Raw genomic sequence first — 22,594 nt, forward strand, 5'->3', positions numbered from 1 at the left:
ACCCCCTGAGGGGGCTCCCCACCATGCCTACTGGTCGGTATGCTCGGCCCCATGTCCGTGCGTCATCGTCAACGCCACCCACCGGGAGGACCCGTGTCCCGCACCGCACTGCGCATCTGCCCCCTGTGCGAGGCCACCTGTGGCCTGACGCTCACCATCGAGGGGACGAAGGTCACCGGTGCCCGCGGTGACCGCGACGACGTGTTCAGCCAGGGCTTCATCTGCCCCAAGGGCGCCTCCTTCGGCGCCGTCGACGGCGACCCCGACCGGCTGCGCACCCCGCTCGTGCGCAAGGACGGCGAGCTGCGGGAGGCCACCTGGGAGGAGGCCTTCGACGCGGTCGCCGCCGGTATCCGCCCGGTCGTCGAGCAGTACGGCCCGAACTCGGTGGGCGTCGTGCTCGGCAACCCCAACGTGCACACCATGGCCGGTGCCCTCTACCCGCCGGTGCTGCTCGCCGGCCTGGGCACCCGCAGCCTCTTCACCGCGTCCACGGTCGACCAGATGCCCAAGCACGTCTCCAGCGGCCTGCTCTACGGCGACGCCCACGCGATCCCCGTACCGGACCTGGACCACACCGACCATCTGCTCCTCATCGGCGCCAATCCCCTGGAGTCCAACGGCAGCCTGTGCACCGCCCCGGACTTCCCCGGCAAGCTGAAGGCGCTCAAGGCCCGCGGCGGCACCCTCACCGTCATCGACCCGCGCCGCACCCGCACCGCGAAACTCGCCGACCGGCACATCGCGATCCGGCCCGGCACGGACGCGCTGCTGCTCGCGGCGATGGCGTACACGCTCTTCGAGGAGGACCTGGCCGATCCGCGGGACCTGACGCCGCACCTCCAGGGACTCGACGAACTCCGGGACGCCGTACGGGACTTCACCCCCGAAGCCGTCGCCGACGCCTGCGACGTGGACGCCGGCACCATCCGCGCCCTCGCCCGCGAACTCGCCGCCGCCCCCACCGCCGCCGTCTACGGCCGCATCGGCAGCTGCACCGTCCCGCACGGCACCCTGGCCAGCTGGCTGGTCGACGTACTGAACATCCTCACCGGCAACCTCGACCGCCCCGGCGGCGCCCTCTTCCCACAGGCGGCCACCGACAAGACGCCCCGCCCCGCAGGTCCCGGTCGCGGCTTCGCGCTCGGGCGCTGGCGCTCCCGGGTCGGGCAGCACCCCGAGGCGAAGGGCGAGCTGCCGCTCTCCGTACTGGCCGAGGAGATCGACACCGCCACCGAGGAGGGCGAGCCGATCCGGGCCGTCGTCACCGTCGCCGCCAACCCCGTCCTGTCGGCCCCCGACGGCAACCGCCTCGACAAGGCCCTCGGCTCGCTCGACTTCATGGTCAGCGTCGACCCGTACCTCAACGAGACCTCGCGCCATGCCCACGTCGTGCTGCCGCCGCCCCCGCCGTCGCAGAGCCCGCACCACGACTTCGCCCTCAACACCCTCGCCGTGCGCAACCAGGTCCGCTACACCCGCCCCGCCGTGCCGCTGGAGCCCGGCCGCATGCCCGAGACCGAGATCCTGGCCCGGCTCATCCTGGCCGCCACCGGCATGCACGGCGCCGACCCGTCCGCGGTCGACGACCTGGCCATCGGCCAGACCCTCGGCAAGGCCGTCAAGGAAGCCCACTCGCCCGTCCACGGGCGTGACCCCCACGAGCTCGCCGCCCAGCTCACCGGCCTCACCGGCCCCGAGCGGCGCCTCGACATGATGCTGCGCCTCGGCCCGTACGGCGACGGCTTCGGCGCCCGCCCCGACGGCCTGACCCTTCAGAAGCTGCTGGACCACCCGCACGGCATCGACCTCGGCCCGCTCCAGCCCCGCCTGCCGCAGCCGCTGAAGACCGCCAGCGGCAAGGTCGAGCTGCTGCCCGGGCCCATCGCCGACGACCTGCCCCGCCTCCGTGAGGCGCTGCGGGACCGCCCCGACGGACTCGTCCTCGTCGGCCGCCGACATCTGCGCTCCAACAACAGCTGGATGCACAACGTGCCCGCCCTGACCGGCGGCACCAACCGCTGCACCCTGCACATCCACCCCGAGGACGCCGAGCGGCTCGGCGTGCGCCACGGGGCGGCCGTACGCCTCAAGGGCGCCGGGGGAGAGGTGACCGCCCCCGCCGAGGTCACCGACGGGGTACGCCCCGGAGTGGTGAGCCTGCCGCACGGCTGGGGGCACGACCGCCCCGGCACCCGCCTGAGCCACGCCGCCGCCGACCCCGGCGTCAACGTCAACCAGCTCCTCGACGGCAGCCTGCTCGACCCGCTGTCGGGCAACGCGGTGCTCAACGGAGTGCCCGTCGAAGTGGTCCCGCTGGCCGAAAAGATCACGGCTCTGACCTGAGCAAAGCTCTGACCTGGAGTTTTGCGCTTATTGCTCGCATGTCAACGTCTTGTTAACGCTGTTTGAAGGGACCTAACGTCGTCCCACCGCCGGCCCTGGTGGGTCGTTCAAGGGCGAACGTTAGGTATCCACTCATGCTGACCATCCTTGGCTTCGCCATGATCGCGACCTTCCTGGTTCTGATCATGATGAAGAAGATGTCGCCGATCGCGGCGCTCGTGCTGATCCCGGCACTGTTCTGCGTCTTCGTCGGGAAGGGCGCCAAGCTCGGTGACTACGTCATCGACGGCGTCACCAGCCTCGCCCCCACGGCGGCGATGCTCATGTTCGCGATCGTCTACTTCGGTGTGATGATCGATGTCGGCCTCTTCGACCCGATCGTTCGGGGGATTCTGAAGTTCGCCAAGGCCGACCCGATGCGGATCGTCGTCGGTACGGCGATCCTCGCCGCGATCGTCTCGCTCGACGGCGACGGCTCGACCACCTTCATGATCACGGTCTCGGCGATGTACCCGCTGTACAAGCGCCTGAAGATGAGCCTGGTCGTGATGACCGGTGTCGCCGCCATGGCCAACGGCGTGATGAACACCCTGCCGTGGGGCGGCCCGACCGCCCGCGCCGCGACCGCGCTCAAGCTCGACGCCAGCGAGATCTTCGTCCCGATGATCCCGGCCCTGCTCGTCGGCCTGCTGGGTGTCTTCGTCCTCTCGTACTTCCTGGGTCTGCGCGAGCGCAAGCGCCTGGGCGTGCTCACGCTGGACGAGGTCCTGGTGGACGAGAAGGTCGAGGAGAAGGAGTCCGAGACGGTTCTCGTGGGCGCCGGCGGCTCCGGTGACACCAAGACCCCCGTGACCTCCGGCGGCGCCGGCTCCGGCACCGACGCCGAGGACGAGGACGACGACGAGGAGCGCTTCACGGTCCTCGACCCCAACCGCGCCACCCTGCGCCCCAAGCTGTACTGGTTCAACGCGCTGGTCACACTCACCCTGCTCACCGCCATGATCATGGAGTGGCTGCCGATCCCGGTGCTGTTCCTGCTCGGCGCCGCGCTCGTGCTCACCGTGAACTTCCCGCACATCCCCGACCAGAAGGCCCGCCTCGCCGCGCACGCCGACAACGTCCTGAACGTCTCCGGCATGGTCTTCGCCGCCGCCGTCTTCACCGGCGTCCTGCAGGGCACCGGCATGGTCGACCACATGGCCAGGTGGATGGTGGACGTCATCCCCGAGGGCATGGGCCCGCACATGGCCCTGGTCACCGGTCTGCTGAGCCTTCCGCTCACCTACTTCATGTCGAACGACGGCTTCTACTTCGGCGTCCTCCCGGTCCTCGCCGAGGCCGGCGCGGCCCACGGCGTCTCCCCGCTGGAGATGGCCCGCGCCTCCCTGGTCGGCCAGCCGCTGCACATGTCGAGCCCGCTCGTCCCGGCCGTGTACGTCCTGGTCGGCATGGCCAAGGTGGAGTTCGGCGACCACACCAAGTTCGTCGTGAAGTGGGCGGCGCTCACCTGCCTGATCATCCTCGCGGCGGGAATGCTCTTCGGCATCATCTGAACCGCCTGAACCAACCTGATCCGCAAGGACCTTTCCAGGAGGACACGTTCATGGCGCCCGGTGGGAACCGCGGCTGGCTGCTCCGCCTCGTCATCGCCTTCAGCTTCGCGCAGGGGGCGGTGTCGATGGCCCGGCCCGCCGTCTCCTACCGGGCGCTGGCGTTGGGCGCGGACGAGCGGGCGATCGGTGTGATCGCGGGGGTGTACGCCCTGCTCCCGCTGTTCGCCGCCGTCCCGCTGGGCCGCCGCACCGACCACGGCCGCTGTGCGCCGCTGCTGCCCGTCGGCGTCGTGCTGATATCGGGCGGCTGCGCGCTGAGCGGCCTCGCGAACTCCCTCTGGGCGATGGCCGTCTGGAGCGGGGTGATGGGCCTCGGCCACCTCTGCTTCGTCATCGGCGCCCAGTCGCTCGTCGCCCGCCAGTCCGCCCCGCACGAACAGGACCGCAACTTCGGCCACTTCACCATCGGCGCCTCCCTCGGCCAGTTGGCCGGCCCGATCGCCGCGGGCGCGCTGATCGGCGGCCGGGACATGGCGGGCACCAGCGCCCTCGCCCTGCTGGTGGCGGGCGCGGGCGGCGCGGTCGCGCTCACCTCGCTGTGGCGCATAGAGAGCCGTACGACGTCCAAGCCCCGCGAGGAACAAGGCGAACGCGTCCCCGTCCAGCGCATCCTGCGCGCCCGCGGTGTGCCCGCCGGCATCTTCATCAGCCTCGCCGTGCTGTCCGCGACCGACATCCTCACCGCCTACCTCCCGGTGGTCGGCGAGCACCGGGGCATCGCGCCGTCGGTGATCGGCCTCCTGCTGAGCCTGCGCGCGGCGGCCACCATCGCGTGCCGTCTGGTCCTGACGCCCCTGCTGCGGCTGCTCGGCCGCACCCTGCTGCTGACCGTGACCTGTCTGCTGGCCGCCCTGCTGTGCGCGGGGATCGCGCTGCCGGTGCCCGTGTGGGCGCTGGCCCTGATGCTGGCGGTGCTCGGCTTCTGCCTCGGCGTAGGCCAGCCGCTGTCCATGACGACGGTCGTCCAGGCGGCCCCCGACGGCGCCCGCTCCACCGCCCTCGCCCTGCGGCTGACCGGCAACCGCCTCGGCCAGGTGGCCGCACCGGCGTCGGCCGGCCTGATCGCCGGCCTCGCGGGGGTGGCGGCGCCGTTCGTGATGCTGGGGGCGCTGTTGCTGCTGTCGGCGGGGGTCGCGCTGCGCACGCCGGGGCGGCCGGAGGGGCCAGGAGCGGCCGTGCGGGAGCGGCCGAAGCGCTCGCGATTGGGCCGGACGAGCGATCTTTGACGACGCGCCGGGCGTCGTGCGGCGAGTCGCCGTGCACGTGAAGGAGAGTCAGGCGAAAGAGCGATTTGTATGAAAATCGTCTGAATCTGAGGAGCGTGTATGCCCACCCTGACACCCTCACGAAGCTTCCGCGCCCGTGCGGGCGCCACTGTCGTCCTCACCGCCCTTGCCGCGGCGGGCGCGTCGTGGGTGGCGGCGCCGACGGCGTCGGCCCAGGCGAACGGCGACATCAGGATCCATAGCGAGGGCATGCCCATTGGGACCCCGGATGACGAGGCGGTAGTCTGCAGGTTCTACCTCGACGCCGTCAACTTCGACACTCTCCCCTCGATCGAGTACACCATCACGCCGCAGCCTCCGCTGCCCAGCGCCGCCACCGTCACCGGCACCATCCAGCTCGCAGGGGGCGCCGGTCACACCGGCACGCTGGGGCTGGCGGACGGGCAGTACATGATCACCTGGACCGTGGACGTCACCAACACCAAGAGAAAGCTCTTCCGCGTCAACTGCGACGACAAGCGGGAGGGAAGGGGCGGTCCGCACGGGCACATCGAGGACCGCCACGACAACAACGAGGGATGGGGGCGCGGCGACCACGGCCCGAAGGGCGGTGTGCACGCGGGCGGCGGCGGCCTCGTCGACACCGCGGCCGCGTACGCACCGGTGACGGCCGCGGCAGTTGTGGGCCTGGTCGCCGTCGGCGGCACCGCGTACGTCCGCAGGACCCGCCGGCGGCCCGATGGTGCCGCGTAGGCGCAGACGCAGGCCCTGGCACCGGACCCGCGCCTACCGCCTTGCCAGGACGGCCATGCTCACGGTCGTCCTGGTGCTGGTGGTGGTGCGCTGCGACGGACATGGCACGCCGACCGCGCCGGAAGGAGACCACGGCCCCGGCTCCCTGGCGGCCGCAGGCCCGGCCCACGCCGCCTCCTCCGCCGAGCCGACGCCCCCGCCCCGCCCCCTGCCGCGCTCGAGGCCGACGTCCATCCGCATCCCGGCCCTGGGCATCGACGCCCCGATCATGGGCCTCGGGCTCGACAGCAACCGGGAGTTGGAGACACCGCCCATCGACAACCCGAACATCGTCGGCTGGTACAGGGGCGGCCCCACACCCGGCGAGCCCGGCACCGCCATCGCCGTCGGCCACCGCGACACCAGCACCGGTGCCGCCGTGTTCGCCGGGCTCGCCTCGGTGAAGCGCGGCAAGCAGATCGAGACGCGGCGTGAGGACGGCCGTACCGCCGTGTACACCGTGGACCGGGTGAAGGTCTACGACAAGGCGGGCTTCCCCGACAAGGAGGTCTACGGCCCGACCAGGCGCCCGGAACTCCGCGTGATCACCTGCGGTGGCCTGTTCGGCCGGCGGACGGGTTACACGAGCAACGTGGTGGTCTTCGCCCACCTGACCGCCACGAAGTGACCGGGCCCTTCCCCGGCCGGGCACATTCCGTTAGCTTCCGTGACTCACGGGCCCCGTACGACCCGCACGAGGCTTTCGGACACACGGAGCAGCGGCGCTCCGGACAGGCCCCGGAGGCAGCAGGTATGACACGCGCCATCTCTCTGCACGACGTGAGCAAGACATACGCGCGAGGCGTCCGCGTCGTCGACCGGCTCTCGCTGGACATCGAGCCCGGCGAGTTCCTCGTCCTCCTCGGACCCTCCGGCTGCGGCAAGTCCACCGTGCTCAGGATGATCGCCGGTCTGGAGGAGATCGACGAGGGCGAGTTGCTGCTGGACGGCGAGTACGCCAACGACCTGCTGCCCGCCGCCCGGCAGATGGCGATGGTCTTCCAGAACTTCGCCCTCTACCCGAACATGACCACCCGCGACAACATCGGCTTCCCGCTGCGTATCGAGGCTCCCGGCGCGGACCCGCGCCCGCGCGTCGACACCACCGCCCGCATGCTGGGCATCGAGGACCTCCTCGACCGCTTCCCCGCCCAGCTTTCCGGCGGCGAACGCCAGCGTGTGGCCATGGGCCGGGCCATCGCCCGCCACCCCACCGCGTTCCTGATGGACGAGCCGCTGTCCAACCTCGACGCCAAACTCCGAGGCCACCTGCGCGCCGAGATCTCGGGCCTCACCCGGAAGCTGGGCGTCACCACGGTGTACGTCACCCACGACCAGGCCGAGGCGATGTCGCTCGGCGACCGGGTCGCCGTCCTGCGCGGCGGCGTCCTCCAGCAGCTCGGCACCCCGCGCTCGGTGTACGCCCTGCCCCGCAACGTCTTCGTCGCCGCCTTCATCGGCACCCCGCGCATCAACCTCCTGCGCGGCGTCGTACGCGCCCCGCTCGACGGCGCGATGACCATCAGCCTCGGCAAGCAGTACCTCCGCCTGCCCGAACCCCTCTCCCCGGACCACCAGTTGCTCCGGGTCCAGCAGGGCCGCGAGGTCATCGTGGGCCTGCGCTCGGAGGCGGTCCGGATCGCCAAGCCCGCCGCCGCCCGCCCCGGCGAGGTGCACATCACCGGCCTGGTCGAGCATGTGGAGTTCCAGGGGCACGAGGTCCTCGTCCACTTCAACACCGGCTCCCGCCCCGCGCTCGTACCCGACCTGGAGGCTCCACGCCCCGTCCCCCCGGTCCGGCGCCGCCGCCGTGACACCGGCACCGTGCTGGACCGGCTCCGCAGCCGGGCGGGCACCCTGCGCGCCGGGCCCGTGGTGACGCTGGAACATCCGGCCGACGCGGTCCCCGAGCCGGCGCCGCCCGAGGGCCGCCTCCCCGGCGACCTGATCGTCCGCACCACCCCCGACTTCGACCTCCGGCACGGCATGCAGGTCCCCCTCCTCGTCGACATCGCCCACCTGTTCGTCTTCGACCACCACGGCGAACGGATCTGCCCGGATCCGGCGCGGCTGCCCGATCTGGACGAGTGAAATCCGCCAGATATGGCTAGCTATGGGACATGAACGTGCACTTCACCCGAACTCGGGCCGTCCTCAGCACCGTTGGCCTCCTCCTCGCCATCGCCGCGCCGACCGCGTACGCCACCCTCGATGACGCGGACACACCCGCCGCCTCCGAGTCGCGGCGCGGGGAGCCGTACATCGAGACCCAGCTCTTCTTCGGCACCGCACGCCCCGACGGCGGTCCCGCCGTCACCGACCGGCAGTTCATGGCGTTCGTCGACAAGGAGGTAACGCCGGACTTCCCGGACGGGCTCACGATCCAGTCCGGACGCGGACAGTGGCGGGACGCGAGCGGGACGATCGAGAAGGAGCGGTCGTACGAGTTGATCCTGCTCTATCCGCAGGCGGAGGCGGAGAGCAGCGACCGCAGGATCGAGGAGATCCGCCGGGCTTACGAGAAGACCTTCGGCCAGGAGGCGGTGGGGAGGGTGGACGACGAGGCGCGCGTCGACTTCTGATGTCATAGGGCCCGCCCTGGTGCGCAAAAACTATCGCCGCTAGTTTGTGTGCTGGACGACCAACACGGCAGCCGGTCGACGAACGGCCCGCCCGGGAGGAAACGCGATGAAGGCACACGACGGCATGTACATCGACGGCGCCTGGCACCCCGCCGCGGGCCGGGACGTGATCGAGGTGATCAACCCGGCCGACGAGCAGGTCGTCGGCCGGGTCCCGGCCGGCACCGCCGAGGACGTCGACACCGCCGTACGGGCCGCCCGTGCCGCCCTCCCGGGCTGGGCCGCGACGCCGCCCGCCGAACGGGCCGCGCGGCTGGCCGCCCTCCGGGACGTCCTGGAGGCCCGCAAGGACGAGATCGCCGAGACGGTCACCGCCGAGCTCGGCTCGCCGCTGAAGTTCTCGCAGGGGGTACACGCGGGCGTGCCCATCGCGGTCGCGGGCTCGTACGCCGAGCTGGCGGCGACGTACGCCTTCGAGGAGAAGGTCGGCAACTCGACCGTCCACCACGAGCCCATCGGCGTGGTCGGCGCCATCACGCCCTGGAACTACCCGCTCCACCAGATCGTCGCCAAGGCCGCCCCGGCGCTGGCGGCGGGCTGCACGGTGGTGCTGAAGCCCGCCGAGGACACCCCGCTGGTCGCCCAGCTCTTCGCCGAGGCGGTGCACGAGGCAGGTGTCCCCGCGGGCGTCTTCAACCTGGTCACCGGCCGCGGCCCGGTCGCCGGCCAGGCACTCGCCGAGCACCCGTACGTCGACCTGGTCTCCTTCACCGGTTCCACGGCCGTCGGCCGGCAGATCGCCGCGGTGGCCGGCGCGGCGATCAAGAAGGTCGCCCTGGAACTGGGCGGCAAGTCCGCCAACGTCATCCTGCCGAGCGCCGACCTGGCCAAGGCGGTCAACGTCGGCGTCGCCAACGTCATGTCCAACTCCGGGCAGACATGCAGCGCCTGGACGCGGATGCTGGTGCACCGGGACCAGTACGACGAGGCCGTGGAACTGGCCGGCGCCGCCGCCGCGAAGTACGGCGAGCGCATCGGTCCGGTGGTGAACGCCAAGCAGCGGGAGCGGGTGCTCGGCTACATCGAGAAGGGCGTCGCCGAGGGGGCGCGGCTGGTCGCGGGCGGCCCCCAAGCGCCGCGCGAGCAGGGCTACTTCGTCAGCCCGACCGTCTTCGCCGATGTGACGCCCGAGATGACCATCGCGCAGGAGGAGATCTTCGGCCCGGTCCTGTCGATCCTCCGCTACGAGGACGAGGAGGACGCCCTGCGCATCGCCAACGGCACGGTCTACGGCCTCGCGGGCGCCGTCTGGGCGGGCGAGGAGGCGGAGGCGGTGGCCTTCGCGCGCCGTATGGACACGGGGCAGGTCGACATCAACGGCGGCCGCTTCAACCCCCTTGCCCCCTTCGGCGGCTACAAGCAGTCGGGGGTGGGCCGCGAACTCGGCGCGCACGGCCTGGCCGAGTACCTCCAGACCAAGTCCCTCCAGTTCTGAGGCCCGTGCCCAGGTCTCCAAGGTCCAAAGGTCCCAAGGTTCCAAGGGAGTCGCTCCTCATGGCCGTCCGTGCCGCCGTCCTGCCCGCCATCGGTGCCCCGCTCGAAGTCACCGAGATCGACCTGCCCGACCCCGGCCCCGGCCAGGTCCGCGTCCGTCTCGCCGCCGCCGGCGTCTGCCACTCCGACCTGTCCCTGTCCAACGGCACCATGCGCGTCCCGGTCCCCGCGGTCCTCGGCCACGAGGGCGCCGGTACGGTCGTGGCCGTGGGCGAGGGCGTCACCCACGTCGCGCCGGGCGACGGAGTCGTCCTCAACTGGGCGCCGTCCTGCGGAAGTTGCCACGCCTGCTCGCTCGGCGAGGTCTGGCTGTGCGCCAACGCGCTGAACGGCGCCGCCGACGTCTACGCCCGTACCGCGGCGGGCACCGACCTCCACCCCGGCCTGAACGTCGCCGCGTTCGCCGAGGAGACGGTCGTGTCGGCCGGCTGCCTGCTGCCGCTCCCGGACGGCGTCCCGCTCACCGACGCCGCCCTGCTGGGCTGCGCCGTCCTCACCGGCTACGGCGCCGTGCACCACTCGGCGCGGGTCCAGCCGGGGGAGACGGTCGCGGTGTACGGCGTCGGGGGAGTGGGCCTCGCCGCCCTGCAGGCCGCCCGGATCGCGGGCGCGGCGAAGATCGTCGCGGTCGATGTCTCCCCGGAGAAGGAGGAGCTGGCCCGTGCGGCGGGCGCCACGGACTACGTCGTCGCCTCCGAGAACACGGCCCGCGAGATCCGCGCCCTGACCGGCAAGCAGGGCGTCGACGTGGCCGTCGAGTGCGTGGGCCGCGCGACGACGATCCGCACGGCCTGGGACTCCACCCGCCGCGGCGGCCGCACCACGGTCGTCGGCATCGGCGGCAAGGACCAGCAGGTCACCTTCAACGCCCTGGAGATCTTCCACTGGGGCAGGACCCTCTCCGGCTGCGTCTACGGCAACTCCGACCCGGCCCGTGACCTGCCGGTACTGGCCGAGCACGTCCGCGCGGGCCGCCTGGACCTGGGCGCGCTGGTGACGGAACGGATCGCCCTGGAGGGCATCCCGGCGGCGTTCGACAACATGCTGGCGGGCAAGGGCGGCAGGGCGCTGGTGATCTTCTAGCGCCCCCGCTCGGCGCACCCCGGCCTCTGGGCGAGGCCGGGGTCCGAGGCATGTCCGCACTCCGTTCTGTGTGCCACGTACAGGTAAAAGTCCTGGTGTTCGGCCCGTTGACGGCCATACCGTCCGGTCAGTACGTTCCCGGAACCCGAACCACCCCCCGCTCCGTCCCCGCACCCACCCGGAGTGTGCAGCATGGACACGGCCCCTTCCGCCGAGCCGCTCAGCACCACCGCTCCCGCCGCAGGCAGTCGTCGCCGCGTAGCCACCGCGGCGGCCCTCGCCTCAGCCGTCGAGTGGTACGACTACTTCGTCTTCGGCATCGCCGCCGCTCTCGTCCTCGGCGATCTGTACTTCCCGTCCGGCAGCCCCACCGCGGGAGCACTCGCCTCCTTCGCCACCTTCGCCGTCGGCTTCCTGGCCCGCCCTCTGGGCGGCATCGTCGCAGGCCACCTGGGCGACAAGCGCGGCCGCAAGCCGATGCTGGTCCTCGCGCTCACCCTCATGGGCCTCGCCACCACCGGCATCGGCCTGCTCCCGACGTACGACACGATCGGCGTCGCCGCGCCGATCCTGCTGGTTCTCTTCCGCGTGCTGCAGGGCATCGCCGTCGGCGCCCAGTGGGGCGGCGCGATGCTGATGGCCACCGAGTACGCCCCCGAGGGCAAGCGCGGTATCTACGGCAGCTTCGTCCAACTCGGCGTGCCCATCGGCGTGGTGACCGCCAACACGGTGTTCCTGCTGGCCGGAGCCTTCACGACCGACGCCTCCTTCGCGGCCTGGGGCTGGCGCGTGCCGTTCCTCGTCGGCCTGTTCGTCCTCGTGCTCGCCTGGTACATCCACACGCGGGTCGAGGAGACCCCGGCATTCCGGGAGGCGGAGAAGAAGCTGGCCCAGCAGGAGAAGGCCGAGCAGTCCTCCCCGCTGCGCACGATCCTGCGCGGCCACCTCGGCACGGTCCTCCTCGCCGGCGGCTCCTTCGCCGTGAACACCGCGACCTTCTACCTCATCATCACCGGCGTTCTCGACTACACCACCCGCGAGCTCGGCATGAAGAAGAGCGCCGTCCTCACCGTGTCGCTGTGCATCAGCCTCACCCAGCTGGTGCTGATCCCGGCCGCCGCCGCGCTCTCCGACAAGATCGGCCGTATCCGCATCTACGCCATCGGCGCGGCCGGCATCGGCCTGTGGGCCGTACCGCTGTTCCTGCTGATCGACACCGGCTCGCTGCTGTGGCTGGCGGTCGGCACGTTCGTCGCCAGCTGTTTCCTCAGCATCATGTACGGCCCCCAGGCGGCCCTGTTCGCCGAGCTGTTCACGCCCGAGATGCGCTACACGGGCGCCTCCCTCGGCTACCAGATCGCGGCCGTGCTCGGCGGCGGCCTCGCCCCGTTCGTCATGGTGCTGCTGCTGGAGGCCACGGGCACCTCGATGGCGGTGTCCGGCTACATCATCGGCCTGTCGGTGATCGCCCTGCTGTCCATCAAGGTCCTTGCGGACAGGGCGCGTTCACGCTGACTCACGCCGATTCGCGGGTCTGTTCGGGTTGCGGCGCGGCCGCCACGACCCGAGCGGACCGCGTCCGGGACCGCGACACGGCGACCCCCGCCAGACACAGCGCCCCACCCGCCAGGGTGAGCAGCCCCGGCACCTCGCCCAGCGCCAGCCAGGACATCAGCACGACAAGGGCGGGCACCGGCGAGCGCCAGTGAAAAGACGCCCAGGTAGACCAGGTTGAGGGTCGCGGAGACGGAGGCGTCGGCCGCGTCGTCGATGAGCTGCCCGCTGAACGGCAGGCAGAGGACCGCGCCGACCAGGCACCCGAACGTCGTCACCTGGAGCGGGCTCGCATGACCCAGGGCCGGTTTCTGTGCCACCACCCCGCCCGCGTATCCGACCGCGGCGAGCAGGCACAGCACCACGCCGAGCACCGAGGACCCGCCCCCGCCCGACATCGACAGGCCCACGGTCACCGCACCGGCGAACGACACCGCCATCCCCGCCAGCAGCCGCGGCGGCATCGGGTCCCCGAGCAGCCGGGCGCCCAGCAGCGCGATGAGGATGGGCCCGATGTTCACCACGAGAGCCGCCGTACCGGCGTCCACCTGCTGCTCGCCCCAGTTCAGCACGACGCTGTAGAACCCGAACCACAGCAGCCCCGATATCGCGATCCCGGGCCAGGCCGCCCGAGACGGTACCCCCTCCCGTCGGACGAGGCAGATCCCGCCCAGCACCACGGCACCGACGAGCAGCCGCCCCAGCGCGAGGGCGCCGGGCGAGTACTCGGAGCCGGCGCTGCGGATGGAGACGAAGGCGGAGGCCCAGAGGATGACGGTGACGGTCGCCGCGCCGGCGGCGAGCAACTCGGTGCGGCGGGCGGGGGAGACGTTCATCATGCTCCAGAGGCTAGGAGGGGAGAGGGACCGAGGGCTTGCGGATTTCGGACGGGGCGGTGGGCCGTGCGGCTCTGAGAGGCGCGGCACCGGTCAAAGCGGCGTCTGCTGCCGCCAACCAGGGGCGCGGGGCTGTGTTGAATCTGCGGCTACCGCCGCGTGGGCGCGACCAGCCCCCACGCAGCCGCACCCGGCACACCACAAGGCCCCCGCCCCCTTAGCCGCCCAGCTCACCGCAATGCCCCCGCTTCGATGCCAAGCAGCTCCCGAAGTGCCCGCTCCCCCGACGGAGTCACCTTCACCGCTCGCTCGGAACCGATCCGCACGCACCACCCCGCGTCCAGCACATGGCGGCACATGGCGGCACCTGCGACCCCCGCCAGATGCGGTCGGCGTTCGGTCCAGTCCAGGCAGGCGCGGGCCAGCGGGCGGCGACTCGAAGAGTCGAGGCGGATACCCGCGGAGCCGAACCAGCCGAGCCCCGCATCCGTCAGCGCGAACCCGGTGTCCTGCCTGAGCAGCCCGCGCGCGGTCAGCGCGTCCGTGACCGCGATGCCGAGCCGCCCGGCGAGATGGTCGTAGCAGGTGCGGCCCCGCGCCATCGCGGACCCGGCGCTGGACTCCCGCAGATTCCGCGGCCGTACCACAGCGTCCGGCGATACCTGTGCGGCCAGGTCCTCCACCAGCTGCGCCACCCGTGCGTCGGCCAGGCGGACGTACCGGTGCCGTCCCTGCCGCTCCTCGGCGAGCAGCCCGCCCGCGACGAGCTTGCTCAGATGCTCGCTCAGCGTCGACGCGGCGACCCCGGCGTGCCGCGCCAGCTCACCGGCGGTCCACGCCCGCCCGTCGAGCAGCGCCAGCAGACAGGCGGCCCGGGTCTCGTCGGCGATCAGCGCGGCGAGCCGGGCCAGCTGGGGCACCTGGGGATCCCTGGTGGTCATGGATCCCAGCGTGCGGCACGGACACTTCGGCGTCCGCCGAACCGTGGCTAGCCGACGCGCCCGACCTGCTCATACTGCCGCGCCAACCCGTCCAGCAGCGCCGCGAGGCCCGTCTCGAAGGCCCGCTCGTCGATCTTCTCCTGCTGCTCGGCGAGGAGGTGGGCCTGTCCGAGGTGGGGATAGTCGGCGGGGTCGTACGCGCTCGCGTCGTCCACGAAGCCGCCGGCGAACGAGCCGAGCGCCGAGCCCATGATGAAGTACCGCATCAGCGCGCCGATGGAGGTGGCCTGGGCCGGCGGCCAGCCCGCGGCGACCATCGCGCCGTAGACGGCGTCGGCGAGGCGCAGCCCGGCGGGGCGGCGGCCGGGGCCCTGGGCGAGGACCGGGACGATGTTCGGATGGTCGCGCAGGGCGGCCCGGTAGGAGACGGCCCAGTCGTGCAGCGCGGTCCGCCAGTCCCGGCCGTCCTCGAACATCGTCAGATCGACCTGGGCGCTGACCGAGTCGGCGACCGCCTCCAGGATCTCGTCCTTCGTGCGGAAGTGGTTGTAGAGGGACGGCCCGCTCACCCCCAGCTCGGCGGCGAGGCGGCGCGTGGAGACGGCCGACAGGCCCTCCGCGTCCACGAGTTCGCGAGCCGTCTCGACGATCCGGTCGTAGCTGAGGAGGGGCTTGCGCGGTCGGGCCATGGCGCACATAGTAGGGCTGCCGAATGGAAACTAGCAGTGCTAATTTAAATGTACGGCTTTCAATGTACGGCTTCCCGCGGCCACCGTCCGCCGGGATGGCCACCGTCTGTGGGGTGACTCGGCATGAACCTGGAGCTCAGCGAGGAGCAGACCGCCGTGCGGCAACTCGCGAGGGACTTCGTGGACCGCGAGATCGCCCCGCACGTGGTCGAGTGGGACCGCGCCGAGGAGGTGGACCGTTCGATCGTCAAGAAGCTCGGCGAGGTCGGCTTCCTGGGCCTGACGATCGACGAGGAGTACGGCGGCTCCGGCGGCGACCACCTCGCGTACTGCCTGGTCACGGAGGAACTGGGCCGCGGCGACTCCTCGGTGCGCGGCATCGTGTCGGTCTCCCTCGGCCTGGTCGCCAAGACCATCGCGGCCTGGGGGAGCGAGGAGCACAAGCGCCGCTGGCTGCCGGGCCTCACCTCCGGCGAGTACGTCGGCTGCTTCGGCCTCACCGAGCCGGGCACCGGCTCCGACGCGGGCAACCTCGCCACGCGGGCCGTACGCGACGGCGACGACTACGTGATCAACGGCACCAAGATGTTCATCACGAACGGCACCTGGGCCGACGTCGTCCTGCTCTTCGCCCGCTCCACCGACGCGCCGGGCCACAAGGGCGTCTCGGCCTTCCTGGTCCCCACCGACACCCCCGGCCTGACCCGCCGCACCATCCACGGCAAGCTCGGCCTGCGCGGCCAGGCCACCGCGGAGCTGGTGCTTCAGGACGTACGGGTGCCTGCCGCGGCCATGCTGGGGGAGGAGGGCAAGGGCTTCTCGGTGGCGATGTCGGCCCTGGCCAAGGGGCGGATGTCGGTCGCGGCGGGGTGCGTCGGCATAGCCCAGGCCGCGCTGGACGCGGCCGTCCGGTACGCCGGCGAGCGCGAACAGTTCGGCAAGTCCATCGCCCATCACCAGCTGGTCCAGGAGCTGATCAGTGACGTCGCCGTCGACGTGGACGCGGCCCGGCTGCTGACCTGGCGGGTCGCCGACCTCATCGACCGCGGGCAGCCCTTCGCCGTCGAGTCCTCCAAGGCCAAGCTCTTCGCCTCCGAGGCCGCCGTACGCGCCGCCAACAACGCCCTTCAGGTCTTCGGCGGTTACGGGTACATCGACGAGTACCCGGCGGGCAAACTCCTGCGCGACGCCCGCGTGATGACCCTCTACGAGGGCACGAGCCAGATCCAGAAGCTGGTCATCGGGCGGGCGCTGACCGGGGTTTCGGCCTTCTGAGCGGGCGGGCTGAGTACGCGGCTGAGTACTTCAGCGGATGTGGCCGGTGCCACCATCGCCGACCCTGTTGCCCATGAGTGACACACCGGTCAAGCAGCAGAGTACGGCCGCCTTCTACGGCCAGTCCGTCGCGTCCTTCGCCATCGCCATGGCCGCCACCGGCATCGGCATCTACCAGCTGAGCGCCGACGCCTGGGTGCGCGGCTTTCTCGCGATCGCGGTCCTCTACCTGGTGACGTCGGCGTTCACGCTGGCCAAGGTGATCCGGGACCGTCAGGAGGCCGGGCAGATCGTCAGCCGGGTGGACCAGGCACGGCTGGAGAAGCTGCTCGCCGAGCACGACCCCTTCGAGAAGATCTGAGCCCGCGGGAAGCCCCAGGCCGGCAGCCGAGGCCGGCAGCTGGGGCCGACAGCCGGGGCCGGCCCCTCCGGGCCGGACGCCCTAAGCGCTCGCTCAGTATCGGCGGTATGGTGGTTCCTCTGTCAGCGAGAGGGGCGAGTGAGCGATGAGTACGGCGGAGGAGACGGCCGGCGGCGACACGTCGGCGTGGGGTGAGGTCACGCCCGACGCGGCACGGCGGCTGCTGATCGCTGCCGTGGAGGCCTTCGCCGAGCGCGGCTACCACGCCACGACGACCCGTGACATCGCGGGCCGCGCCGGGATGAGCCCGGCCGCGCTCTACATCCACTACAAGACCAAGGAAGAGCTGCTCCACCGCATCAGCAGGATCGGCCACGAGAAGGCGCTCGAGATCCTGCGTACGGCTTCCCGCCGTGAGGGCACGGCGGCCGAGCGGCTCGCCGACGCGGTGAGCTCCTTCGTCCGCTGGCACGCCGGCGGGCGCACGACCGCCCGGGTCGTGCAGTACGAGCTGGACTCGCTCGGCCCGGACGCCCGCGCCGAGATCCTCGCGCTGCGCCGGCAGTGCGACGCCGAGGTGCGCGCGATCATCGAGGACGGCGTGACGGCCGGTGAGTTCGACGTGCTGGACGTGAAGGGCACGACCCTCGCCGTGCTCTCCCTGTGCATCGACGTGGCCCGCTGGTTCAACGTCGACGGCCCCTGGACACCCGACGAGGTCGGCGCGCTCTACGCCGACCTCGTGCTGCGGATGGTGGGAGCGAAGTAGGGCCGGACGCCTTCCGGCTACAGGTAGTACCGCGAGACGGACTCGGCGACGCATACGGGCTTGTCCCCGCCCTCGCGCTCCACGCTGAACGCGACGGTGACCTGGACGCCGCCCGCCACGTCGTCCACGCCGGAGATGGTGGCGGTGGCACGCAGCCGCGAGCCGACCGGCACCGGGGCGGGGAAACGCACCTTGTTCGTCCCGTAGTTGACGCCCATCTTCACGCCTTCGACCTTGATGAGCTGGGGTCCGAAGAGCGGGAGCAGGGACAGCGTGAGATAGCCGTGGGCGATGGTGGTCCCGAAGGGCCCGGCGGCGGCCTTCTCCGGATCGACATGGATCCACTGGTGGTCACCGGTGGCCTCCGCGAACAAGTCGATCCGCTTCTGGTCGACCTCCAGCCAGTCCGTGTGTCCCAGCTGCTCGCCCACCGCCGCCTTCAGGTCGTCGGCGGAGGTGAAGATCCTCGGCTCTGCCATGTCCAGGCCTCTCGCGTCGCGTATCTCGGATGCCAATATCTAAGCAACTGCTTAGCATGCTAGGCCGTGGAGCCCCTGTCAACGGAACCGGGCGATGACACGATAGGTAGGTTTGAGGCGTGCCCCAGATCCCCGAGAAGATCCACGAGCTCACGGTCGGCCAGCTCGCCGCCCGTAGCGGCGCCGCCGTCTCCGCCTTGCACTTCTACGAGTCCAAGGGTCTGATCAGCAGCCGCCGCACCTCCGGCAACCAGCGCCGCTACACCCGTGACACCCTCCGCCGGGTCGCCTTCGTCCGGGCCGCGCAACGCGTCGGCATCCCGCTGGCCACGATCCGCGAGGCCCTCGCCCAACTCCCCGAGGAGCGCACGCCCACGAACGAGGACTGGGCGCGTCTGTCGGAGACCTGGCGCTCGGAACTGGACGAACGCATCAAGCAACTGAACCGCCTGCGCGACCACTTGACCGACTGCATCGGCTGCGGCTGCCTCTCCCTCGACACATGCGTCCTGTCCAACCCGGACGATGTCTTCGGCGAACGACTGACGGGGTCGCGCCTGCTGGCGGAGCCGGGGGGCCGGCAGAAGGGGGAGCGGGCAGGGCCGAGAGGCGGGAGCAGGAGGCCGGGGACCGCTGCTGACGCGCTGCGCCGGCGTGCCGGGTTGGTTCGCCCATGAGCTCGGGGCTTTGGCTCGTGGGGCGGCTGCGGGTTGTGGTTGGCCGGTCGCGCAGTTCCCCGCGCCCCTTGGCCGGCTGCGGGGCCGTTGGCTGTTTCGCTGAGCCCCGTAGCCTGCGAGCGACAGCGCCGCTGAGGCATCATGCTGCGGCTGCAGCTGCAGCTGCAGCCGCAGCCGGCCTCGCCTGCGGGCAGTCGGGCCGCTGGGGCGGCGCCCGTCCCAAAGACGGCGGCACCCGGCCGGCGCCGGCGAGCGCCTCCCCCCGGCACCAGCACCGGGTACCGCCAAGCCCAGGCTCACTCGTACTCGGTCCCACCCTTCCGAGTCAGATACGCCGGACTCACCGCCTTCGCGATCGCCCGCCTGCCGGTCACCGCGCTGTACCGCTCACTGACCGGCCGTATCACCACACCCTCCCGCAGATGAAGCTCCCGCCCGGACACCGTCTCCCGCCCACTGGCGACTCCCAGCACCCGCTCGATGTCGTACGGCCCCTCGAACAGCCGCGGCACCAAAGGCAGTTCCCCCTCCAGCACCTCCGCGGCGTCCAGCCACCGCACCCGACCGTCGATCTCCGCCGACACATCGAACACGGCGTAACCCAAGGTCTCCCGTCGCCCATCGGCCCCGTACGTCAGGTCCTGCACCCCCGCGCCGTACACCTCGCCGAAGATGCCCACCCGGCGCGCGCCCAGTCGCTCGGCCACCCGAACCGCCGCCTCGGCGACGCCGTGCCCCCGCACCGTCCGCCAGTACAGATTGCGCGGATCCTCCCGCAGCGCCAGCGACTTCGCGCCGAAGCCCTTGGAGGAGACGTACACCCGGCCCTCGTCGGCGACATACGTGAGCAGGCACGCCGAGCCGTGCAGCTTCTCGGTCAGCACCACGCGCTCACCCGGCTCGAAGATGTCCGGATACCGCTGGATGTTCTCGATGTCGACCCAGGGCAGCAGACCCGGCGCAGACTCCACCTCACCGGACATCGTGGGCGGGATCGGCGGCACCCACTTGGTGACCCCGAGCACCTCCGCGAAGTCGGTCCCCTCCGCGGCCGCCCGCGCCAGATCGACGTCGGCCAGCGCCTTCGGCCGGCACACGATCCCCTGCGACAGCTCACCGCGCAGCCGCACCGCCCTGACCCGGTCGGCCCTGCTCCCCGCCAGCCGTCCGGTCAGCCCCAGTTCCTCGATCAGTCCGGCCGGCAGCACGGACTGCTCGGGGATGTACACGGCGGCCTCACCGGTGCGGTACGCGCCCTTGGCGACGACGGCCCGGTACAGACCCACTTGGGCCAGCTCCAGGGCGTCGGCGTTGGGATGCTCGTGGACGGTCAGCACTTCGGCGGTGACGCGCAGCGTCGACATGAGGGGCTCCTTCAGGACCTCAGGTTCGTTTCATCGCCCCCAACTGTCCGGACGGGAAAGGGCTGGAGCGAGCCGATTAGCGGCTGGTATCGTCGCACTCTTCGGCCGGCACTCCGTCGCGCACGGAGTCCTGAAACGGGACCAGCCCCATGTCCTCAGCCGCCCTTGACTCAGCCCTCGCCGAGATCGACACCGTCTTCGGCGGTTTCACGAGCCCCGCCGAGACCGGCTGCGGCTACTGCCACGCGCCCCAGGAGACCGCGTAACTGCGCACGCCGGACGTGCGGATGCCCGTGGACGTGGTGCGGTACTACCTCTTCGAGGTGCCCGACCCCCCAAAGGGGGGACCCCCATCGACGACCACGAGGCCGTGATGCGGCGCCTGCTGCCGCAGGGCGCACGGGCGCCGGCCGACGGCACCCTGGGCGCGATCGGGTTCGGGGCTCACGGGCTGTCCCGGGTGGACCGGCGCTCCTGGCCGGCCGAGCAGGTCGCCGCGATCGAGGCGTTTGTGCAGGCCTGGTGGCAGGGCGCCCTCACGACACCCGAGCCGCCGTACGGCATCGACGAGATCTTCGACACCTGCGCCACGATCGCCAGGACGGTGACCCCGTTCCTGGAGGGACGGGTTCCCGGCCCGGTCGCCGACGCGCATCTCGCCCACTGCGCCGACGTCTGGCTGTACGACCTGCTGTCCGACGACTCCCCCTTCTCCTGGTGGTACGACGACACCGTGGACGCCGGAGTCACGGACCTGCGCGCCTGGCTCTCCGGCCCGGGCGCCGCACGCCTGCACGCGGCGGACGAGTACGAGCTCGCGACTCGCGCCGAACTCCTCGGCCTCCCTCACGACGAGCGCTGGGACCACCACCCGTAGTGGACCAGCCCCGCCGCCACCAACTGCCCGTTCGACCCGGCCCGTTCCCCGTCCGGCAGGACCAGCGTGTCCTCCAGCCCGATACGCCCCGCCAGCCCCAGCCGCCCCGCCAGCCGCAGCACCGGCCACGCCCCCGCGTCCTCCCCGTGCAGCAGCACCGGACGGCCGAACGCCGAGCCCAGGTCGGTCAGCAGCGCTCGGGCGGTCTCCTCGGCCGACTCCGCGGACCTGTCCGTCACCTCCGCCAGCACCCGCAGCACTCTCGGCCCCAGCGGTGAGGCGGCGAACCGTGCCGCTCCGTCGGTGCCGGACCAGATGCCGGCCTCGACACCGACGCCCCGGTCGATCAGGGCGGCGGCCACCTCCTCGGCGCCGTCTTCATGCCAGTTCACCGAGGCGTGGTCCGGCAGCACCGTCCAGCTCCGGATGCGCTCCAGCCGTGCTTCGGGATCCGGTTCCGCCCACGCGCCCGTCGTCACGCCGACCGGAACCGGAACCCGGGCCCGTATCGCCTCCAGCGTGGGCGCGAGCACCCGCGGCGACAGACTGTCCTGCCCGCAGGGGGTCTTGGGATGGACATGGATGTCCGTGGCCCCGGCCGCGACGGCCTCGGCCGCGGAGTCGGCCAGCGCCTCCGGCGAGAGAGGCACCACCGCACCGTCAACCGCCCCTCGGGGCCCGTTGAGACACACCTGGATCATGTCTCGATGGTGCCAGTCACCACTGACAACGGCAGACGGGAAGAAGGGGGAGACATCGAACCGTCCGCCGACAAAGAGGGGGTGCGGCATCCCCGGCGCACCCCCGTCGTACTAGGCGGACATCAGCAGCCGCCGTTCGCGCCGCGACGCCGCCAGCGCTTCGGGCGTGAGAACCGGACGCGGCACCACGATTCCGCAGTCCGTGCAGACCGGACCCGACGACGGTTCATGGGCCAGGTCGTACTTCCAGATCAGCCGCTCCCCGCCGCACACCGGGCACTCCGAGCCCGGTTCCCGCTCCAGCGCGGAGATCAGCCGGCGCAGCACCACGGCCAGCGGTTCCTGCGGGTGGACCTCGGGGTCGTCGCACCAGGCGACCCCGAAACCGCCCCAGGTCAGCCGGTGCCAGTCGTCCACGGTGCCCGGCCTGCGCAGCCCGTCGTGCTTCTCCTTCTTGCGCCGCTCGGCGAACTCGACCTCATAGGCGAGCCAGACCGAACGCGCTTCCTCCAGTTCGTCCAACGCGGCCACGAGCCGCGCCGGATCGGGGGACCGGTCCTCCGGACCGAACCCTGCCCGGGAGCACAAGTGGTCCCAGGTCGCCCTGTGCCCGTAAGGGGCGAACCGCTCAAGGCACTTACGCAGCGAGTAGCGCCGCAGCGCCAGATCGCACCGCGGGTCTCGCACCTGTCTCGCCAGACTCCGGAAACCGGCCATCGCCCTGCACCTCCGTCACACCTGCACCTGTACTTCGGTCACTTCGGCGTCGCCGCACGGACTTCGCGCGACGTTGACGAATAGACGTATCGACAAGCGATTCGGCTCCATTCGTTTTCCGATGACCTCCATAGCGAGCCCTGGTGACTCCAAAAAGT

At 71.5% G+C, this 22,594-nt stretch carries 21 protein-coding genes and 1 pseudogene; 15 read left to right on the forward strand and 7 right to left on the reverse strand.

Going from position 1 to position 22,594, the window contains the following annotated elements; all coding sequences use genetic code 11:
• Positions 1–93 precede the first annotated feature (93 nt).
• The 10 genes from QQM39_RS36395 (at position 94) to QQM39_RS36440 (ending at position 12,711) form a co-directional block, all read left to right on the forward strand.
• Entirely contained in the window at positions 94–2,346 is a 2,253-nt protein-coding gene (locus tag QQM39_RS36395) for a molybdopterin oxidoreductase family protein (RefSeq protein WP_302001837.1), read from the forward strand.
• 134 nt (positions 2,347–2,480) lie between these two features.
• On the forward strand, positions 2,481–3,899 hold the full coding sequence (locus QQM39_RS36400; protein WP_302001838.1) for a CitMHS family transporter: 1,419 nt from the start codon (positions 2,481–2,483) through the stop codon (positions 3,897–3,899).
• A gap of 50 nt (positions 3,900–3,949) precedes the next feature.
• A complete protein-coding gene (locus QQM39_RS36405; RefSeq protein WP_302001840.1) occupies positions 3,950–5,185 on the forward strand; it encodes an MFS transporter in 1,236 nt (411 codons plus the stop codon).
• 99 nt (positions 5,186–5,284) lie between these two features.
• Complete coding sequence (locus QQM39_RS36410; protein ID WP_302001841.1) at positions 5,285–5,938, forward strand: hypothetical protein; 654 nt, start codon at positions 5,285–5,287, stop codon at positions 5,936–5,938.
• Entirely contained in the window at positions 5,925–6,605 is a 681-nt protein-coding gene (locus QQM39_RS36415) for a class F sortase (protein WP_302001842.1), read from the forward strand. Before QQM39_RS36410 ends, QQM39_RS36415 begins: the two co-directional genes overlap by 14 nt.
• A 125-nt stretch (positions 6,606–6,730) precedes the next feature.
• Entirely contained in the window at positions 6,731–8,068 is a 1,338-nt protein-coding gene (locus QQM39_RS36420) for an ABC transporter ATP-binding protein (RefSeq protein WP_302001843.1), read from the forward strand.
• Between the two features lie 29 nt (positions 8,069–8,097).
• Positions 8,098–8,559 (forward strand): DUF3574 domain-containing protein, encoded by a 462-nt coding sequence (locus QQM39_RS36425; protein WP_302001844.1) that lies wholly within the window; start codon positions 8,098–8,100, stop codon positions 8,557–8,559.
• Positions 8,560–8,665: 106 nt separating this feature from the next.
• Positions 8,666–10,054: an aldehyde dehydrogenase family protein gene (locus QQM39_RS36430; RefSeq protein WP_302001845.1), complete on the forward strand. Its 1,389-nt coding sequence runs from the start codon at positions 8,666–8,668 to the stop codon at positions 10,052–10,054.
• Between the two features lie 59 nt (positions 10,055–10,113).
• Positions 10,114–11,196 carry a Zn-dependent alcohol dehydrogenase gene (locus tag QQM39_RS36435; protein ID WP_302001846.1) on the forward strand — a complete coding sequence of 361 codons (1,083 nt, stop codon included), beginning with the start codon at positions 10,114–10,116 and terminating at the stop codon, positions 11,194–11,196.
• Between the two features lie 192 nt (positions 11,197–11,388).
• Complete coding sequence (locus tag QQM39_RS36440; RefSeq protein ID WP_302001847.1) at positions 11,389–12,711, forward strand: MFS transporter; 1,323 nt, start codon at positions 11,389–11,391, stop codon at positions 12,709–12,711.
• 1 nt (position 12,712) lies between these two features.
• Here the strand turns inward: QQM39_RS36440 and QQM39_RS36445 are convergent.
• The 3 genes and pseudogenes from QQM39_RS36445 to QQM39_RS36455 form a co-directional block, all read right to left on the reverse strand.
• Positions 12,713–13,586, reverse strand: a pseudogene (locus QQM39_RS36445) (DMT family transporter).
• A 230-nt stretch (positions 13,587–13,816) separates the two neighbouring features.
• The gene (locus tag QQM39_RS36450; protein WP_302001848.1) at positions 13,817–14,527 is read right to left on the reverse strand and encodes a helix-turn-helix transcriptional regulator; all 711 of its coding nucleotides are present in this window, start codon (positions 14,525–14,527) and stop codon (positions 13,817–13,819) included.
• A 47-nt stretch (positions 14,528–14,574) separates the two neighbouring features.
• Positions 14,575–15,216, reverse strand: a complete 642-nt coding sequence (locus QQM39_RS36455) for a TetR/AcrR family transcriptional regulator (RefSeq protein WP_302001849.1) — start codon at positions 15,214–15,216, stop codon at positions 14,575–14,577.
• 123 nt (positions 15,217–15,339) lie between these two features.
• On the opposite strand from QQM39_RS36455, the gene QQM39_RS36460 reads away from it, so the two are divergent.
• The 3 genes from QQM39_RS36460 (at position 15,340) to QQM39_RS36470 (ending at position 17,621) form a co-directional block, all read left to right on the forward strand.
• On the forward strand, positions 15,340–16,491 hold the full coding sequence (locus tag QQM39_RS36460; RefSeq protein ID WP_302001850.1) for an acyl-CoA dehydrogenase family protein: 1,152 nt from the start codon (positions 15,340–15,342) through the stop codon (positions 16,489–16,491).
• A gap of 73 nt (positions 16,492–16,564) precedes the next feature.
• A complete protein-coding gene (locus tag QQM39_RS36465; RefSeq protein ID WP_302001851.1) occupies positions 16,565–16,852 on the forward strand; it encodes a YiaA/YiaB family inner membrane protein in 288 nt (95 codons plus the stop codon).
• Positions 16,853–16,997: 145 nt separating this feature from the next.
• Positions 16,998–17,621: a TetR/AcrR family transcriptional regulator gene (locus QQM39_RS36470; RefSeq protein WP_302001852.1), complete on the forward strand. Its 624-nt coding sequence runs from the start codon at positions 16,998–17,000 to the stop codon at positions 17,619–17,621.
• Between the two features lie 17 nt (positions 17,622–17,638).
• On the opposite strand, the gene QQM39_RS36475 is transcribed toward QQM39_RS36470, so the two are convergent.
• On the reverse strand, positions 17,639–18,100 hold the full coding sequence (locus QQM39_RS36475) for a MaoC family dehydratase (RefSeq protein WP_302001853.1): 462 nt from the start codon (positions 18,098–18,100) through the stop codon (positions 17,639–17,641).
• A gap of 119 nt (positions 18,101–18,219) precedes the next feature.
• Between QQM39_RS36475 and soxR the strand changes: the two genes are divergently transcribed.
• The gene (gene soxR / locus QQM39_RS36480; RefSeq protein ID WP_302001854.1) at positions 18,220–18,777 is read left to right on the forward strand and encodes a redox-sensitive transcriptional activator SoxR; all 558 of its coding nucleotides are present in this window, start codon (positions 18,220–18,222) and stop codon (positions 18,775–18,777) included.
• Positions 18,778–19,073: 296 nt separating this feature from the next.
• Here the strand turns inward: soxR and QQM39_RS36485 are convergent, their stop codons facing one another.
• The gene (locus QQM39_RS36485) at positions 19,074–20,141 is read right to left on the reverse strand and encodes an RNA ligase (ATP) (protein ID WP_302001855.1); all 1,068 of its coding nucleotides are present in this window, start codon (positions 20,139–20,141) and stop codon (positions 19,074–19,076) included.
• A 373-nt stretch (positions 20,142–20,514) separates the two neighbouring features.
• Here QQM39_RS36485 and QQM39_RS36490 point away from each other — a divergent pair, with 373 nt between their 5' ends.
• Complete coding sequence (locus tag QQM39_RS36490) at positions 20,515–21,018, forward strand: hypothetical protein (RefSeq protein WP_302001856.1); 504 nt, start codon at positions 20,515–20,517, stop codon at positions 21,016–21,018.
• Here the strand turns inward: QQM39_RS36490 and QQM39_RS36495 are convergent.
• On the reverse strand, positions 20,988–21,719 hold the full coding sequence (locus QQM39_RS36495; protein WP_302001858.1) for a 3-keto-5-aminohexanoate cleavage protein: 732 nt from the start codon (positions 21,717–21,719) through the stop codon (positions 20,988–20,990). The genes QQM39_RS36490 and QQM39_RS36495 overlap by 31 nt on opposite strands.
• 111 nt (positions 21,720–21,830) lie before the next feature.
• Complete coding sequence (locus QQM39_RS36500) at positions 21,831–22,436, reverse strand: hypothetical protein (protein ID WP_302001859.1); 606 nt, start codon at positions 22,434–22,436, stop codon at positions 21,831–21,833.
• Between the last annotated feature and the right edge of the window lie 158 nt (positions 22,437–22,594).

Source organism: Streptomyces sp. DT2A-34 (assembly GCF_030499515.1).
In the GTDB taxonomy this organism is placed as follows: Bacteria; Actinomycetota; Actinomycetes; order Streptomycetales; family Streptomycetaceae; genus Streptomyces.

What these genes read in the sequence shown, in the direction of transcription:
- QQM39_RS36405 (WP_302001840.1), top strand. Translation starts at nt 3,950, where the DNA reads ATGGCGCCCGGTGGGAACCGCGGCTGGCTGCTCCGCCTCGTCATCGCC.
- QQM39_RS36465 (WP_302001851.1), top strand. Translation starts at nt 16,565, where the DNA reads ATGAGTGACACACCGGTCAAGCAGCAGAGTACGGCCGCCTTCTACGGC.
- QQM39_RS36415 (WP_302001842.1), top strand. Translation starts at nt 5,925, where the DNA reads ATGGTGCCGCGTAGGCGCAGACGCAGGCCCTGGCACCGGACCCGCGCC.
- QQM39_RS36450 (WP_302001848.1), bottom strand. Translation starts at nt 14,527, where the DNA reads ATGACCACCAGGGATCCCCAGGTGCCCCAGCTGGCCCGGCTCGCCGCG.
- QQM39_RS36435 (WP_302001846.1), top strand. Translation starts at nt 10,114, where the DNA reads ATGGCCGTCCGTGCCGCCGTCCTGCCCGCCATCGGTGCCCCGCTCGAA.
- QQM39_RS36490 (WP_302001856.1), top strand. Translation starts at nt 20,515, where the DNA reads ATGCGGCGCCTGCTGCCGCAGGGCGCACGGGCGCCGGCCGACGGCACC.
- QQM39_RS36455 (WP_302001849.1), bottom strand. Translation starts at nt 15,216, where the DNA reads ATGGCCCGACCGCGCAAGCCCCTCCTCAGCTACGACCGGATCGTCGAG.
- QQM39_RS36485 (WP_302001855.1), bottom strand. Translation starts at nt 20,141, where the DNA reads ATGTCGACGCTGCGCGTCACCGCCGAAGTGCTGACCGTCCACGAGCAT.
- QQM39_RS36440 (WP_302001847.1), top strand. Translation starts at nt 11,389, where the DNA reads ATGGACACGGCCCCTTCCGCCGAGCCGCTCAGCACCACCGCTCCCGCC.
- QQM39_RS36460 (WP_302001850.1), top strand. Translation starts at nt 15,340, where the DNA reads ATGAACCTGGAGCTCAGCGAGGAGCAGACCGCCGTGCGGCAACTCGCG.
- QQM39_RS36400 (WP_302001838.1), top strand. Translation starts at nt 2,481, where the DNA reads ATGCTGACCATCCTTGGCTTCGCCATGATCGCGACCTTCCTGGTTCTG.
- QQM39_RS36425 (WP_302001844.1), top strand. Translation starts at nt 8,098, where the DNA reads ATGAACGTGCACTTCACCCGAACTCGGGCCGTCCTCAGCACCGTTGGC.
- QQM39_RS36410 (WP_302001841.1), top strand. Translation starts at nt 5,285, where the DNA reads ATGCCCACCCTGACACCCTCACGAAGCTTCCGCGCCCGTGCGGGCGCC.
- QQM39_RS36430 (WP_302001845.1), top strand. Translation starts at nt 8,666, where the DNA reads ATGAAGGCACACGACGGCATGTACATCGACGGCGCCTGGCACCCCGCC.
- QQM39_RS36470 (WP_302001852.1), top strand. Translation starts at nt 16,998, where the DNA reads ATGAGTACGGCGGAGGAGACGGCCGGCGGCGACACGTCGGCGTGGGGT.
- QQM39_RS36495 (WP_302001858.1), bottom strand. Translation starts at nt 21,719, where the DNA reads ATGATCCAGGTGTGTCTCAACGGGCCCCGAGGGGCGGTTGACGGTGCG.
- QQM39_RS36420 (WP_302001843.1), top strand. Translation starts at nt 6,731, where the DNA reads ATGACACGCGCCATCTCTCTGCACGACGTGAGCAAGACATACGCGCGA.
- QQM39_RS36500 (WP_302001859.1), bottom strand. Translation starts at nt 22,436, where the DNA reads ATGGCCGGTTTCCGGAGTCTGGCGAGACAGGTGCGAGACCCGCGGTGC.
- QQM39_RS36475 (WP_302001853.1), bottom strand. Translation starts at nt 18,100, where the DNA reads ATGGCAGAGCCGAGGATCTTCACCTCCGCCGACGACCTGAAGGCGGCG.